The 13,155-nt window shown below is 58.8% G+C and carries 17 protein-coding genes and 1 tRNA gene; 11 read left to right on the top strand and 7 right to left on the bottom strand.

Annotated features, from left to right (window positions below):
- Nucleotides 1-51 precede the first annotated feature (51 nt).
- Nucleotides 52-366 (top strand): I78 family peptidase inhibitor, encoded by a 315-nt coding sequence (locus tag ACO6VD_RS22180; protein WP_422422156.1) that lies wholly within the window; start codon nt 52-54, stop codon nt 364-366.
- Nucleotides 367-619: 253 nt separating this feature from the next.
- Here the strand turns inward: ACO6VD_RS22180 and ACO6VD_RS22175 are convergent, their stop codons facing one another.
- Both ACO6VD_RS22175 and ACO6VD_RS22170 read right to left on the bottom strand, forming a co-directional pair.
- A complete protein-coding gene (locus ACO6VD_RS22175) occupies nt 620-832 on the bottom strand; it encodes a cold-shock protein (RefSeq protein WP_003179963.1) in 213 nt (70 codons plus the stop codon).
- A 159-nt stretch (nt 833-991) separates the two neighbouring features.
- On the bottom strand, nt 992-1,291 hold the full coding sequence (locus ACO6VD_RS22170) for a hypothetical protein (RefSeq protein ID WP_422422154.1): 300 nt from the start codon (nt 1,289-1,291) through the stop codon (nt 992-994).
- Between the two features lie 366 nt (nt 1,292-1,657).
- On the opposite strand from ACO6VD_RS22170, the gene thrS reads away from it, so the two are divergent.
- The 9 genes from thrS to ACO6VD_RS22125 all read left to right on the top strand — a co-directional run bounded on the left by thrS (nt 1,658) and on the right by ACO6VD_RS22125 (nt 9,129).
- Nucleotides 1,658-3,580 carry a threonine--tRNA ligase gene (gene thrS / locus ACO6VD_RS22165; protein ID WP_400172347.1) on the top strand — a complete coding sequence of 641 codons (1,923 nt, stop codon included), beginning with the start codon at nt 1,658-1,660 and terminating at the stop codon, nt 3,578-3,580.
- Entirely contained in the window at nt 3,580-4,131 is a 552-nt protein-coding gene (gene infC, locus ACO6VD_RS22160) for a translation initiation factor IF-3 (RefSeq protein ID WP_400172384.1), read from the top strand. The genes thrS and infC overlap by 1 nt, the downstream gene beginning before the upstream one ends.
- Before the next feature lie 60 nt (nt 4,132-4,191).
- Nucleotides 4,192-4,386, top strand: coding sequence for a 50S ribosomal protein L35 (gene rpmI, locus ACO6VD_RS22155; protein WP_027620572.1), 195 nt, complete (start codon nt 4,192-4,194; stop codon nt 4,384-4,386).
- Between the two features lie 29 nt (nt 4,387-4,415).
- Nucleotides 4,416-4,772: a 50S ribosomal protein L20 gene (gene rplT / locus ACO6VD_RS22150; RefSeq protein ID WP_010222414.1), complete on the top strand. Its 357-nt coding sequence runs from the start codon at nt 4,416-4,418 to the stop codon at nt 4,770-4,772.
- 102 nt (nt 4,773-4,874) lie between these two features.
- Entirely contained in the window at nt 4,875-5,891 is a 1,017-nt protein-coding gene (gene pheS / locus ACO6VD_RS22145; protein WP_038609632.1) for a phenylalanine--tRNA ligase subunit alpha, read from the top strand.
- A gap of 36 nt (nt 5,892-5,927) precedes the next feature.
- Entirely contained in the window at nt 5,928-8,303 is a 2,376-nt protein-coding gene (pheT, locus tag ACO6VD_RS22140; RefSeq protein ID WP_422422152.1) for a phenylalanine--tRNA ligase subunit beta, read from the top strand.
- Nucleotides 8,304-8,306: 3 nt separating this feature from the next.
- Nucleotides 8,307-8,609, top strand: coding sequence for an integration host factor subunit alpha (ihfA, locus tag ACO6VD_RS22135; protein ID WP_002553164.1), 303 nt, complete (start codon nt 8,307-8,309; stop codon nt 8,607-8,609).
- Nucleotides 8,590-8,946 (top strand): MerR family transcriptional regulator, encoded by a 357-nt coding sequence (locus tag ACO6VD_RS22130; protein ID WP_010222411.1) that lies wholly within the window; start codon nt 8,590-8,592, stop codon nt 8,944-8,946. Before ihfA ends, ACO6VD_RS22130 begins: the two co-directional genes overlap by 20 nt.
- 106 nt (nt 8,947-9,052) lie before the next feature.
- Nucleotides 9,053-9,129 (top strand) — tRNA-Pro (locus tag ACO6VD_RS22125).
- Nucleotides 9,130-9,198: 69 nt separating this feature from the next.
- Here the strand turns inward: ACO6VD_RS22125 and ACO6VD_RS22120 are convergent.
- From ACO6VD_RS22120 to ACO6VD_RS22100, 5 genes are all read right to left on the bottom strand, one after another.
- Nucleotides 9,199-10,326, bottom strand: a complete 1,128-nt coding sequence (locus ACO6VD_RS22120) for a tyrosine-type recombinase/integrase (protein ID WP_422422206.1) — start codon at nt 10,324-10,326, stop codon at nt 9,199-9,201.
- On the bottom strand, nt 10,248-10,649 hold the full coding sequence (locus ACO6VD_RS22115) for a hypothetical protein (protein ID WP_422422149.1): 402 nt from the start codon (nt 10,647-10,649) through the stop codon (nt 10,248-10,250). Before ACO6VD_RS22115 ends, ACO6VD_RS22120 begins: the two co-directional genes overlap by 79 nt.
- 46 nt (nt 10,650-10,695) lie before the next feature.
- Nucleotides 10,696-11,076 (bottom strand): hypothetical protein, encoded by a 381-nt coding sequence (locus ACO6VD_RS22110; RefSeq protein WP_422422147.1) that lies wholly within the window; start codon nt 11,074-11,076, stop codon nt 10,696-10,698.
- A gap of 180 nt (nt 11,077-11,256) precedes the next feature.
- Complete coding sequence (locus ACO6VD_RS22105; RefSeq protein WP_422422145.1) at nt 11,257-11,733, bottom strand: class I SAM-dependent methyltransferase; 477 nt, start codon at nt 11,731-11,733, stop codon at nt 11,257-11,259.
- A gap of 61 nt (nt 11,734-11,794) precedes the next feature.
- On the bottom strand, nt 11,795-12,676 hold the full coding sequence (locus ACO6VD_RS22100; protein WP_422422143.1) for a morphogenetic protein: 882 nt from the start codon (nt 12,674-12,676) through the stop codon (nt 11,795-11,797).
- A gap of 145 nt (nt 12,677-12,821) precedes the next feature.
- Here ACO6VD_RS22100 and ACO6VD_RS22095 point away from each other — a divergent pair, with 145 nt between their 5' ends.
- Nucleotides 12,822-13,121, top strand: coding sequence for a hypothetical protein (locus tag ACO6VD_RS22095; RefSeq protein WP_422422141.1), 300 nt, complete (start codon nt 12,822-12,824; stop codon nt 13,119-13,121).
- Nucleotides 13,122-13,155: the final 34 nt, after the last annotated feature.

Below are 13,155 nucleotides of genomic sequence, written 5' to 3'. Positions count from 1 at the left end.
CAGCGAAGCTGTCAGACAGACAGCCGTATTTCTGTATTCAAAGGAGGATTCATGTTCCGTGCATCATTGATGAGCCTGTTGGCCGTCGCCGTTCTGGCCGGTTGCAGCAGCACTGGCGGTTCGTCGTCGAAGGCGCCTGAGGCTGAGGTGGCGAACAATGACGGTCGTTGCGAGGCAAAGGGCGCTGGGTTCGCCATCGGCAAGCAGGCCACCCCGGCTCTGGTCGAGCAGGCGCGCAAGGCCAGCGGTTCGCAAATGGCCCATGCCCTTGGCCCGCATGATGTCATGACCATGGATTACCGCTCCGAGCGCTTGAACCTGCACACCAACGCCCAGGGCGTGGTCACCAGCGTCAACTGCGGCTGATAACCCGGTGGGGGCGGGCTTGCCGTGGGGGGGGGGGGGGGGGTTGTCAGTGGGGGCTAGGGGGCGGGAGAAAAAAAAGGGGGAGGAGAATCGGTGGGGTAGTCCTCCCCTGCGGGGTCGGTTACACAAACAACACACCTCCCCCCCCCCCCCCCCCCCCCACCGGTCCTGGTCTGGCTCAGTGCTCCTGCAGGGCAAAAAGCAGGCACAAAAAAACCCGTCACATGGACGGGTTTTTTTATTCGGTCAGATCTTACTCTGGACGAACTTGTGCAGCCTGCATGCCCTTCTGGCCTTTTTCGGCAACGAAGGAGACAGTCTGGCCTTCCTTCAGGCTTTTGAAACCGTCGGATTCGATAGCCTTGAAGTGAACGAACAGGTCGTCGCCGCCACCTTGTGGAGTGATGAAGCCGAAGCCTTTCTCATCGTTGAACCATTTTACGGTGCCGGTTTGGCGATTAGACATGGGTGTATCTCCAAGAAACATGATTTTCAGTAGTGCGGTGTTGCCGAGGCCAACAGGGTGCACCAAGACATCATAGTCTAATTATGGGCTTGTAGCCCCTTTTACCTTCGCAGATTGCTGATCTGGAGCAAATTAGCGATGGATTACTCGGCCAAAGGCCTATTTTTTCGGGCTGCAGGCCGCTGCGACATCTTTTCGCGCTTGCTCCATTACCGTCGCATTTACGCCATCCTGCAAGGTATCCAGGTCTTTGATCTGCTCATCGGTGAGGCTTTTTTCCAGCACCTTCCCGGCGCAGCTGCAGTGCGCTTCGGCTTTGTCCTTGGTCACGCCTTGCTGCTTCTGCGCCTGAGCCACGCAGGACGCCTGGTAGTCGGCAGGCAGTTTGCCGGCATTGGCGCCCAGCGGCAGTAAAAGGGCAGAAGCCGCCGCCAGGGCCAGAAAAGACTGAAGTCGCATAGCCAAACACTCCTTGGGGTCGAGTCTCACAAGAGTAGGTTGCTTCAGAAACTCTGAGCGGAAAAAATCCGTTCAAGTTCACCGTTTCGGCGTAAATAGCTAATATTTCTGCCTGGGCGGTCAATCTCCGGCCAATCGCGCAAAAGCTTTGTGCTAGCATGTCTGGCTCGGGATGTTCGGCCTTTTGCCGCCCCGAATCCTTTGTTTGTTTTACTCCAGTCACTCTGGTTCGTTCCCTGGCAGGCTTTCGGGCTTCTGCCACTGTGAGGCAGGCTTTGCTTGTGCAAAGACAGGGGCGGATCGCGTACTGGCTCATCCCAACCCACGTGACCTTTGGTAGGGGTCACCACTAGGAGAGGAGGCGCCATGCCCATTATTACTCTTCCCGATGGCAGTCAACGTTCCTTCGACAAGGCTGTATCCGTAGCCGAAGTCGCCGCATCCATTGGTGCCGGTCTGGCCAAGGCCACCGTTGCCGGTAAAGTCGACGGCAAACTGGTCGACGCCTGCGACCTGATCGAACACGACGCCAAACTGCAAATCATCACGCCCAAGGACGAAGAGGGGCTGGAGATTATCCGTCACTCGTGCGCCCACCTGGTCGGCCACGCGGTCAAGCAACTGTACCCGACCGCGAAAATGGTCATCGGTCCGGTCATCGACGAAGGCTTCTATTACGACATCGCCTACGAGCGTCCTTTCACGCCTGAAGACATGGCTGCCATCGAGCAGCGCATGCAGCAGCTGATCGACACCGATTACGACGTCATCAAGAAGGTCACCCCGCGCGCCGAGGTGATCGAAGTGTTCAAGGCCCGTGGCGAAGACTACAAGCTGCGCCTGGTCGAAGACATGCCGGATGAACAGGCCATGGGCCTGTACTACCACGAAGAATACGTCGACATGTGCCGCGGTCCGCACGTGCCGAACACCCGTTTCCTGAAATCGTTCAAGCTGACCAAGCTGTCCGGCGCCTACTGGCGCGGCGATGCCAAGAACGAGCAACTGCAGCGCGTCTACGGCACCGCCTGGGCCGACAAGAAGCAGCTGGCTGCCTACATTCAGCGCATCGAAGAAGCGGAAAAACGCGATCACCGTAAAATCGGCAAGCGCCTGGGCCTGTTCCACCTCCAGGAAGAAGCGCCGGGCATGGTGTTCTGGCACCCGAACGGCTGGACCCTGTACCAGGTACTGGAACAGTACATGCGCAAGGTTCAGCGCGAGAACGGCTACCAGGAGATCAAGACTCCGCAGGTTGTTGACCGTTCGCTGTGGGAAAAGTCTGGCCACTGGGCCAACTACGCCGACAACATGTTCACCACTCAGTCGGAAAACCGCGACTACGCCATCAAGCCCATGAACTGCCCTTGCCACGTGCAGGTGTTCAACCAGGGTCTGAAGAGCTACCGCGAGCTGCCGCTGCGTCTGGCCGAGTTCGGTGCCTGCCACCGTAACGAGCCGTCCGGTGCCCTGCACGGGATCATGCGTGTGCGTGGCTTTGTTCAGGACGACGCGCACATCTTCTGCACCGAAGAACAGATGCAGTCCGAATCTGCTGCATTCATCAAGCTGACCATGGACGTCTACGCCGACTTCGGCTTTACCGACGTGGTGATGAAGCTGTCCACCCGTCCTGAGAAGCGCGTGGGCTCCGATGAGCTGTGGGATCGCGCCGAAGCCGCACTGGCTGCCGCGCTGGACAGCGCCGGCCTGCCATACGACCTGCAGCCGGGCGAGGGCGCCTTCTACGGTCCGAAGATCGAGTTCTCGCTCAAGGATTGTCTGGGTCGCGTCTGGCAGTGTGGTACCCTGCAGCTCGACTTCAACCTGCCGATCCGTCTGGGTGCAGAATTCGTCTCCGAAGACAACGGCCGCAAGCATCCAGTGATGCTGCACCGCGCCATCCTCGGTTCGTTCGAGCGTTTCGTCGGAATTCTCATCGAGCACTACGAAGGTGCGTTCCCGGCCTGGCTTGCGCCAACCCAGGCGGTGGTCATGAATATCACCGACAAACAGGCTGAATTTGCTCAGCAAGTGGAAAAAACTCTGGCCGAAAGCGGTTTCCGTGCCAAGTCCGACTTGAGAAATGAGAAAATTGGCTTTAAGATCCGCGAGCATACCTTGCTCAAGGTTCCTTATCTCCTGGTTATCGGGGATCGGGAAGTCGAAACGCAAACTGTCGCTGTGCGTACCCGTGAAGGTGCAGACCTGGGCTCCATGCCCGTCGCCCAGTTCGCGGACTTGCTCGCGCAAGCGGTTTCCCGGCGTGGTCGCCAAGATTCGGAGTAATTACTATTAAGCGTGATATGAGACAAGACAAACGAGCTGCACCGAAGGCCCCGATCAACGAGAATATCTCGGCACGCGAGGTTCGGTTAATTGGCGTTGACGGCGAGCAGTTGGGCATCGTCTCGATTGATGAAGCGCTTCGTATCGCTGAAGAAGCAAAGCTGGACCTGGTAGAAATCTCTGCCGATGCCGTACCTCCTGTCTGCAAAGTCATGGACTACGGCAAAAGCCTGTTCGAAAAGAAGAAGCAACAGGCCGCAGCGAAGAAAAACCAGAAGATCATCCAGATCAAAGAAATCAAGTTTCGTCCAGGGACGGAGGAAGGGGATTACCAGGTAAAACTACGCAACCTGGTACGTTTCCTTAGTGATGGGGACAAGACCAAGATCTCTCTGAGATTCCGTGGTCGTGAGATGGCCCACCAGGAGCTGGGTATGGAACTGTTGAAGCGGATCGAAGCTGATCTCGCCGAATACGGGACCGTCGAACAGCATCCGAAGATGGAAGGACGCCAGCTTTTGATGGTCATCGCCCCCAAGAAAAAGAAATAACCACCAGGGCACGGCAGGCCTTGCGGTTATGTTTATCAACTGAATGCGGAGTATCCGAACATGCCAAAAATGAAAACCAAAAGCGGTGCAGCCAAGCGTTTTTTGAAAACTGCTAACGGCATCAAGCACAAGCACGCTTTCAAGAGCCACATCCTGACCAAAATGTCGACCAAGCGTAAGCGTCAACTTCGCGGTAGCAGCCTGCTGCACGCGTCGGACGTTGCAAAAGTCGAGCGCATGCTGCGCCTTCGTTAATTTTTGGTTCTAGATAGAGGAAGTTACTCATGGCTCGTGTAAAGCGTGGCGTCATCGCTCGTAAGCGTCACAAGAAAATTCTGAAACTGGCTAAAGGTTACTACGGCGCACGCTCGCGCGTATTCCGTGTTGCCAAGCAAGCGGTCATCAAGGCAGGCCAATACGCCTACCGCGACCGTCGTCAGAAAAAACGTCAGTTCCGCGCTCTGTGGATCGCTCGTATCAACGCTGGTGCGCGTATCAACGGTCTGTCCTACAGCCGCCTGATCGCTGGCCTGAAAAAAGCGTCGATCGAAATCGACCGTAAGGTTCTGGCTGATCTGGCAGTGAACGAAAAAGCGGCGTTTGCTGCGATTGTCGAGAAAGCTAAAGCCTCGCTGGCTTAAGTACCCCGACAATCACCCGGCGTCATTTCCGGCGCCAGGTGTTAACGTCTTAATAGGGGAAGAGCCTGCGCTCTTCCCCTATTTTGTATCTGGAGTCTGTACATGGAAAACCTGGACGCGCTGGTCTCCCAAGCCCTGGAGGCCGTGGAACGCGCTGAAGACATCAATGCCCTGGAACAGATCCGGGTTCAATTCCTTGGCAAGAAAGGCGAACTGACCCAGGTGATGAAGACCTTGGGCAATATGCCTGCCGAAGAGCGGCCAAAAGTTGGCGCGCTGATCAACGACGCCAAGGAACGCGTCACCGAGGTGCTCAACGCGCGCAAAGCGGCCTTCGAAGAAGCCGAGCTCAGCGCCCGTCTGGCCGCCGAGTGCATTGATGTGACCCTGCCGGGCCGTGGCCAGACCTCCGGTGGTCTGCATCCGATCACCCGCACCCTGGAGCGCATCGAGCAGTTCTTCACCCACATCGGCTACGGCATCGCCGAAGGCCCTGAGGTTGAAGACGACTACCACAACTTCGAAGCCCTCAACATTCCCGGCCACCATCCGGCCCGGGCAATGCATGACACCTTCTATTTCAATGCCAACATGCTGCTGCGTACCCACACCTCGCCGGTGCAGGTGCGGACCATGGAGTCCAGCCAGCCGCCAATCCGCATTGTCTGCCCGGGCCGCGTATACCGCTGCGACTCGGACCTGACCCACTCGCCGATGTTCCACCAGGTCGAAGGCCTGTTGATCGATCGCGATATCAATTTTGCCGACCTCAAAGGCACCATCGAAGAATTCCTGCGGGTGTTCTTCGAAAAGGAACTGGCGGTTCGCTTCCGTCCGTCCTTCTTCCCCTTCACCGAGCCATCGGCTGAAGTCGACATCCAGTGCGTGATCTGCTCCGGCAAAGGCTGCCGCGTGTGCAAGCAGACCGGCTGGCTGGAAGTCATGGGTTGCGGCATGGTTCACCCGAACGTGCTGCGCATGTCTGGCATCGACCCTGAAGAGTTCCAGGGCTTTGCCTTCGGCATGGGCGCCGAGCGCCTGGCCATGCTGCGTTACGGCGTCAACGATTTGCGCCTGTTCTTCGACAACGACTTGCGGTTCCTTGCGCAATTTCGCTAGGTCGCGCACCCGTAACGAATCTTTCAGGAGAGCAGGATGAAATTCAGTGAAAAATGGCTGCGCGGTTGGGTCAACCCGCAGGTATCCCGAGACGAGCTGGTTGCCCGTCTTTCGATGGCCGGCCTTGAAGTCGACAGCGTCACCCCGGCTGCCGGTCAGTTCAGCGGCATCGTCGTCGGTGAGGTGCTGAGCACCGAACAACACCCCGACGCCGACAAACTGCGCGTGTGCCAGGTCAGCAACGGCAGCGAGACCTTCCAGGTAGTGTGCGGCGCGCCAAACGTGCGCCCTGGCCTGAAGATCCCGTTCGCCATGATCGGCGCCGAACTGCCAGGCGACTTCAAGATCAAGAAAGCCAAGCTGCGTGGCGTTGAGTCCAACGGCATGCTGTGCTCGGCGGCCGAGCTGCAGATCAGCGAAGAGAACGACGGCCTGCTGGAGCTGGCGGCCGACGCCCCGGTTGGCGAAGACATTCGCGTGTACCTGGACCTGGACGATGCCAGCATCGAAATCGGCCTGACCCCGAACCGTGGCGACTGCCTGTCGGTTGCAGGTCTGGCGCGTGACGTCGGTGCCTTGTACGACGTACCGGTGACCCGTCAGGCCGTGCCAGCCGTTGCTGCCGCCCACGACGAAGTGCGTCCGGTTGAAGTGCTGGCTCCAGCAGCCTGCCCACGCTACCTGGGCCGCGTTATCCGTAACGTCGACCTGTCGCGTCCGACCCCGCTGTGGATGGTCGAGCGCCTGCGCCGTTCCGACGTGCGCAGCATCGACGCTGCCGTCGACATCACCAACTACGTGATGCTCGAACTGGGCCAGCCGATGCACGCCTTCGACCTCGCCGAAATCAACGGCGGCATCCGCGTGCGCATGGCCGAGGAGGGCGAGAAACTCGTTCTGCTCGACGGTCAGGAAGTGGCGCTGCGTAGCGACACCCTGGTCATCGCCGACCACTCCCGCGCCCTGGCCATCGCCGGCGTCATGGGTGGCGAGCACAGCGGTGTTTCCGCCACCACTCGCGACATCTTCCTCGAAAGCGCCTTCTTCGAGCCGATTTCGGTTGCTGGCAAGGCCCGTTCCTACGGCCTGCACACCGATGCCTCGCACCGCTACGAGCGTGGCGTCGACTCGCAGCTGGCCCGCGAAGCCATCGAGCGCGCCACTGGCCTGCTGCTGGACATCGTCGGCGGCGAAGCCGGCCCTGTGATTGACGTCACCAGCGAAGCGCACCTGCCGAAGGTTGCTCCGGTCACCCTGCGTGCCGAGCGCCTGACCCAGATGCTGGGCATGGAAATGGCCAGCAGCGAAGTCGAGCAACTGCTCAACGGCCTGGGCCTGAAAACTACCGCTGGCGAAGGCCAGTGGCAGGTCGAAGTCCCAAGCCATCGCTTCGACATCAGCCTGGAAGTCGACCTGATCGAAGAACTGGCCCGCCTCTACGGCTACAACCGCCTGCCAGTGCGCTACCCGCAAGCGCGCCTGGCCCCGCAGGCCAAGGCCGAAGCCCGTGGCGAACTGCCGGCCCTGCGCCGTCTGCTGGTTGCCCGTGGCTATCAGGAAGCGATCACCTACAGCTTCATCGACCCGAAACTGTTCGAGCTGTTCACCCCTGGCGTCGAGCCGCTGCTGCTGGCCAACCCGATCTCCAGCGACATGGCGGCCATGCGTGCCTCCCTGTGGCCGGGCCTGGTCAAGTCGTTGCAGCACAACCTCAACCGTCAGCAAGACCGCGTACGCATGTTCGAAAGCGGCCTGCGCTTCGTCGGCCAGCTGGGCGACCTCAAGCAAGAGCCAATGCTCGCCGGTGTCGTCTGCGGCAGCCGCCTGCCGGAAGGTTGGGCCAACGGCCGTGACACCATCGACTTCTTCGACGTGAAAGCCGACGTAGAAGCGGTGCTGGGCTTCTCCGGCTCGCTCGCCGAGTTCAGCTTCGTACCGGGCAAACACCCGGCGCTGCACCCGGGCCAGACCGCACGCATCGAGCGTAACGGTCGCGAAGTCGGCTACCTGGGTGCCATCCACCCAGAGCTGTCGAAGACCCTCGGCCTGGATCGTCCGGTGTTCGTCTTTGAGCTGGTCCTGGGTGAAGTGACCGATGGCCGCCTGCCGAAGTTCAGCGAACTGTCGAAGTTCCCGGAAGTGCGTCGTGACCTGGCCTTGGTGGCAGGACGTGATGTTGCTTCGAGCTCGGTGCTTGAAGTAATTCGTGACAATGCAGGCGAATGGCTCACGGACCTCAGGCTGTTTGATGTTTATCAGGGTAAAGGCATTGATCCTGATAGAAAAAGCCTCGCCGTAGGCTTGACCTGGCAGCATCCGTCGCGCACTCTTAATGATGAAGAGGTGAATACCGCGACACAAAACATCCTCACCTCGCTCGAACAAAGGTTGAACACCACGTTAAGGAAATAGCGTATGGGTGCTCTGACGAAAGCTGAGATGGCCGAACGGCTGTACGAGGAGCTGGGCCTGAACAAACGTGAAGCCAAGGAATTGGTTGAACTGTTCTTTGAGGAAATCAGGCACGCTCTGGAAGACAACGAGCAGGTCAAATTGTCCGGATTCGGCAATTTTGACCTGCGTGACAAACGCCAGCGGCCGGGCCGCAACCCCAAGACCGGGGAAGAGATCCCGATCACGGCGCGTCGAGTCGTCACCTTTCGTCCAGGGCAGAAGTTGAAAGCCCGAGTTGAGGCCTATGCTGGAACCAAGTCATAACGACGAGCTTCCGCCGATTCCAGGCAAACGCTACTTCACCATTGGTGAAGTGAGCGAGCTTTGTGCGGTAAAACCGCACGTGCTCCGCTACTGGGAGCAGGAATTCCCGCAACTCAACCCGGTGAAGCGCCGCGGTAACCGGCGGTACTATCAGCGCCAGGACGTGCTGATGATCCGCCAGATCCGCGCGCTGCTGTACGACCAGGGCTTCACCATCGGCGGGGCGCGTTTGCGCCTCTCTGGCGATGAAGCCAAGGACGACACCACCCAGTACAAACAGCTGATCCGGCAGATGATTGTCGAGTTGGAAGATGTGTTGGTGGTGCTGAAGAAGTAGCCCGTATCGGGCCGGGAATTTTGGAAAAAATGCTTCCAAAATTCAAAAGGTTAGGGTACATTCTTCAACGTTCTCAGTAACTAGGGGAACATGCTTCAAGCCCAGTCGGGGCGTAGCGCAGCCCGGTAGCGCACTTGCATGGGGTGCAAGGGGTCGAGTGTTCGAATCACTCCGTCCCGACCAATAATCCCAATGACTTAGCCACCTCAGGGTGGCTTTTTCATTTCTGCGTGTGGGGACTTTTTCGGGACATCATCCGATCTTCCTCTTCAATATCGTCAGCACCGGCCCACGCGAGTCCGTTGTTGATACCATGTTCGCAGCCTCAATCAGCTTGCCCAGCTCGGCGCCGGAGTAGTGACTGGTGATGCTGCCGTTCTTGTGCCCTAGCAGTGACTTCCGATCCTCTTCAGTAACACCCGCCGCGCGCAGTCGGCGACCGAAGGTGTGCTTCAAGTCGTGAATCCTGATCGAGGCATATCCAGGGTGAGCGGGGCGAAGGTTTTCCTCCTGCCAGAGTTTCGCCGCTCTCACCCGCGCCTTTTTCCAGGCTGAGTCGTTCATCCGGTGCATCGCGGTACCGTTGTAGGGGAAAACCCACTCCCGGCTGATACCGCGCTGCTTCTCAATGATCGACTTGGCCACGCTGTTCAATACCACCAGGCGCTCGTCGCCATTCTTTACGCCCGACCGGGCGTGCCTCCCGCCGAAGTCAGCGGGGATCAGGAATACACTGGTCCCAAGTTCCGGCACCGAAATCTCCCAATCCCATCGCAGTTTGCATACCTCCTGCTCGCGACAGCCCGTGTTCACCTTGAACAAGGCCATTGTTTGCAGGTGCCCGGGCAGCTCGTTGAACAAAATCGACTGCTCCTCCCATGACATCGGATAGGGCTTTCGACTCGACTTCTTTTCCTCGAGCTTCTTCAGCATCGGCACGCTATCCAGCCACGGGCGCCGGTCATCATCCCGCCACTTCCGAGCGCATAGGGTTAGAACCCTTACTGCGCGCTCGATCGCAATGTTGATCGTCCGGTTGCTGACCGCTTTCTCGACAGTTCCGTCTTCCCGGATTTTTTCCGTCTGCCGATCCTTGATGAAGGGCTCTAGCGCCTGGTCATCGATGTGTGTCAGCGGCAGATGGCCCAGGTATGGGTGCAGCTGCTTCATGCACAGCGCCGTCAGGTGGATGGAGGGTTGATCCTTGGATTCCAAGAGATACCGCGTCGCGGCTTCCTCCCAGATCCTGATCTGCCGAACGCCGTATACCTTCTGCTGGCGCAGCTTCTCCAGCTTGTGGATCAGGTATTGTTCTGCCTCTTCCCGGTCACCAGTTCCAGTGCTCTCTCGAATTCGCTCCCCTTTGTAGACTTTGTCGATTTGCCAGACACCGCCTTTCTCGTAGAGGCCGGTGATCGTTTTTCGCGCCATGTAGTTTCTCCTCGGCGCTCGCTGCGGGGCCGATTGTTGTCCTGAACTGAGGCTTTTTCAATCGACTTCGCCGCGACGTAGGCGTCCGCCCACTCATCCAGCTCCAGCCGATCGAAGGCAACACCCTGTTTCCCAATCGGGAATTCCTGAACGTGTGGCCTGACGGTTTTGTTGAATTCGTCCCGGCACATGCCGAGATAGCCAGGCGCATCGCCGAATCGGATGAACCGCGGCGCGATGGCGGAAACCTTGGCAGCAGTTGCGTTTGCCATGAATGCATGTCTCCACGCCGCGCATGGCGGCAGAGGTGGGGAGGGGTTAGGCCTTGGCCGGGAACCACTCGGTGTCGTATTCGAACTGGCTGACCAGCTCGACTGAAATGTGCGGGATCTCACGCTCGAAGCGCAGGGTGCCGTAGTGGTGCTCGACAAACGCCTTTGCCTCTTCGGCGAAATGCTTTTTGAAGATGCGCAGCAGGTGGTCGGCAGCCTTTTCGAAGTCCTCCTCGCGGTAGTTCTCCTCAGCCAGGCCGCCACGACATACCCGCCACACGCAGCACTTGGGCTGGGCCTCGGCGGCCTTAATCTTCTCGGCCATCTTGTCGCGGGCATAGCGCATCTGGTCCAGGGTCAGTGTTTCAACCCACTGATCCGTGCTGACCCGCATGGTGTGGCCCTGGTGGCAGGTGATTTCAGGCATAGCTCATCCTTGCCCGCCTACCGGCAGGCTTGAGTTGTTGGGTGAGTAAGTCAGGGTTTTCCTACAGACGCCGCTCAAGGTGCGCGACATAATGAGTTCAGTCGCTCAGGTAGTTGTCTCGGGTTAAAGACCGACTAGTTGTCTTTGGTCAAAGACCGACGTAAACCTGCCTGAGCGGCTCTATCTACGTTTCATGAAGGTGATCCAGTGCGTCTTCTCGCGCTTTCCAGACTTGTGGCCAAACAGTGGCTTTTCGTCGGTCAGGGCAAGCAGCTCGCTGACAAGCACATGGGTCTCGGCCCATTTGAATATCAGGATCCCCTCTGGCTCCAGCACACGGAAGCATTCAGCGAAGCCGCGGCGGATGTCGTCTCGCCAGTCTGAAGTGAGCACGCCGTATTTGGCGCGCATCCAGCTGTCGACGCCGGCACGCGTCAGGTGTGGCGGGTCGAACACAACCAGACGAAAGGTCGCGCCCTCAAACGGCAGTTGCCGAAAGTCCATCAGCACGTCCGGCTCAACCTTCAATACTCGCCCGTCGCACAGCAGGTGCTCTTCGTCGCGGATGTCGCCGAACAAGGCTCGCTGGTCCTGCTTGTCGAACCACATCATGCGGCTGGCGCTGCATGGGTCGAGAACTTTGGCGATTGCACTCACGGCCTCGGCCCCTTCCAGATCATCCAGGCCATGTAGAGCGGGGCGACGATGGGTAGGAGGATCATGGCTGGCACCCCTCGCTCAAGTAGGATGCATGTGCCTCGGTGTTGCATTGCGGGCAGGGTATGTCGCCGCCATGCAGCAGCGGGCCGCCTGGCTCGTCGCAGCTGTCTTCATCCCACAGGAAACCGTCCACGCACTGCGCATCCGGGTAAGAAGCACCGAAGTGGCGTCCCTGATAGTTGCAGCCCATGGCCGGTGCCATGACCCGTTTGAACTCGACTACCCACACCCACGGGTTAGCGTCCCAATCACCGCCCGTGGAATTCCACAGCTCCGCGAATGCATCGAAGGCCTGGGTCACCGGCTTGAATTCGTACATCGAGCGGGCGAGACCCTCCTTGCAGATCTGTCCGATGGTGATGTGCTGCAGCAGTTCAACGCGCACGCTGGTGATCTCCAGCAAGATGCGACTGGCCCAGCGCGGCATGTGGATGCTCGGCCGCCAAGTGCCTTCGTACTGCAGGTTTTTGGTATCCGGCTTCCAGTCGGCCTGGTCAGGAATCTGCCACAGGCCATAATCTCCGACGCTGCAGCTTGCCCTGTAGATTCTCGCAGCCCGGCGCTCGTCTCCTTTCTGCACCTGGTCATTCCAGTCGACGCAGACGCCATCCTCGTTACCGAGGAGTGCAAAGGTTTCGCGCACCCACAGGCGGTCGCCTGGTAGACCGAAAGGGCAAAGCTCGGCGTAGTAGTTGGCGCTGTTCGGGTGCACCTGGCCATCGGCCGGCAGCTCATGACATTCGCCCAGCTGGACGCCGTATCCGATTTCCTTGAGTGATCGAGCGCTGAGTGCGCGCCTGGTGACTGTCTTCACTCCATCCAGCACAGCGTTGATCATCGGCCCGTTGAATAGGATCGGGCGTTCCTTCGCTTCAGGCATGACTTCTCCAAAGCCGCCATATAGCGGCTGTTCAATAGAGGGGATGGGATACCGCTTCATAGCCAAATGGTTCAGGGCAGCTGCCCAATGGTGCGTCGCACTAAAGTTTTGTGTGCCTTACTTAAGGGATACAGAGGAAATCAAAATGCGAACCAGAGGCGGTAAATATTGGGGATGGGCTGATCCAGCTCTTCATTCTCGAAGCCATGAAGAGGCATTCGCGGACGGTAGGACCATCGACGTTCAGGTGAGGTTGTCGCGCACCGGAGCAACTCAGCTGTTCATAGGCGTGTACAGCACAAGTGGGATGGCTATTTACGAGGAGGCCTACGATTCAAGGCCAAACGAATCGATGAGCCGCGCCCTTGCCTGGGGTGTAGAGACGGCCCGGCGGATAGCTGAGCAGAAGGCCGTCCGGTCACCACTACGTGCACTGAATGTCTGATCATTCCACGCTACTGCATGGAGTACAAATGTAC

Source organism: Pseudomonas sp. GZD-222 (assembly GCF_049310525.1).
Lineage (GTDB): Bacteria > Pseudomonadota > Gammaproteobacteria > Pseudomonadales > Pseudomonadaceae > Aquipseudomonas.
This window is presented reverse-complemented; position numbering and strand designations above follow the sequence as displayed.

Coding starts and splice junctions, on each gene's coding strand:
- pheS (WP_038609632.1), top strand. CDS start 4,875: ATGGAAAACCTGGACGCGCTGGTCTCCCAAGCCCTGGAGGCCGTGGAA.
- ACO6VD_RS22110 (WP_422422147.1), bottom strand. CDS start 11,076: ATGCCTGAAATCACCTGCCACCAGGGCCACACCATGCGGGTCAGCACG.
- ACO6VD_RS22095 (WP_422422141.1), top strand. CDS start 12,822: ATGCGAACCAGAGGCGGTAAATATTGGGGATGGGCTGATCCAGCTCTT.
- ACO6VD_RS22175 (WP_003179963.1), bottom strand. CDS start 832: ATGTCTAATCGCCAAACCGGCACCGTAAAATGGTTCAACGATGAGAAA.
- ACO6VD_RS22170 (WP_422422154.1), bottom strand. CDS start 1,291: ATGCGACTTCAGTCTTTTCTGGCCCTGGCGGCGGCTTCTGCCCTTTTA.
- ACO6VD_RS22115 (WP_422422149.1), bottom strand. CDS start 10,649: ATGGCAAACGCAACTGCTGCCAAGGTTTCCGCCATCGCGCCGCGGTTC.
- ACO6VD_RS22130 (WP_010222411.1), top strand. CDS start 8,590: ATGCTGGAACCAAGTCATAACGACGAGCTTCCGCCGATTCCAGGCAAA.
- pheT (WP_422422152.1), top strand. CDS start 5,928: ATGAAATTCAGTGAAAAATGGCTGCGCGGTTGGGTCAACCCGCAGGTA.
- rpmI (WP_027620572.1), top strand. CDS start 4,192: ATGCCAAAAATGAAAACCAAAAGCGGTGCAGCCAAGCGTTTTTTGAAA.
- ACO6VD_RS22100 (WP_422422143.1), bottom strand. CDS start 12,676: ATGCCTGAAGCGAAGGAACGCCCGATCCTATTCAACGGGCCGATGATC.
- rplT (WP_010222414.1), top strand. CDS start 4,416: ATGGCTCGTGTAAAGCGTGGCGTCATCGCTCGTAAGCGTCACAAGAAA.
- thrS (WP_400172347.1), top strand. CDS start 1,658: ATGCCCATTATTACTCTTCCCGATGGCAGTCAACGTTCCTTCGACAAG.
- ACO6VD_RS22180 (WP_422422156.1), top strand. CDS start 52: ATGTTCCGTGCATCATTGATGAGCCTGTTGGCCGTCGCCGTTCTGGCC.
- ihfA (WP_002553164.1), top strand. CDS start 8,307: ATGGGTGCTCTGACGAAAGCTGAGATGGCCGAACGGCTGTACGAGGAG.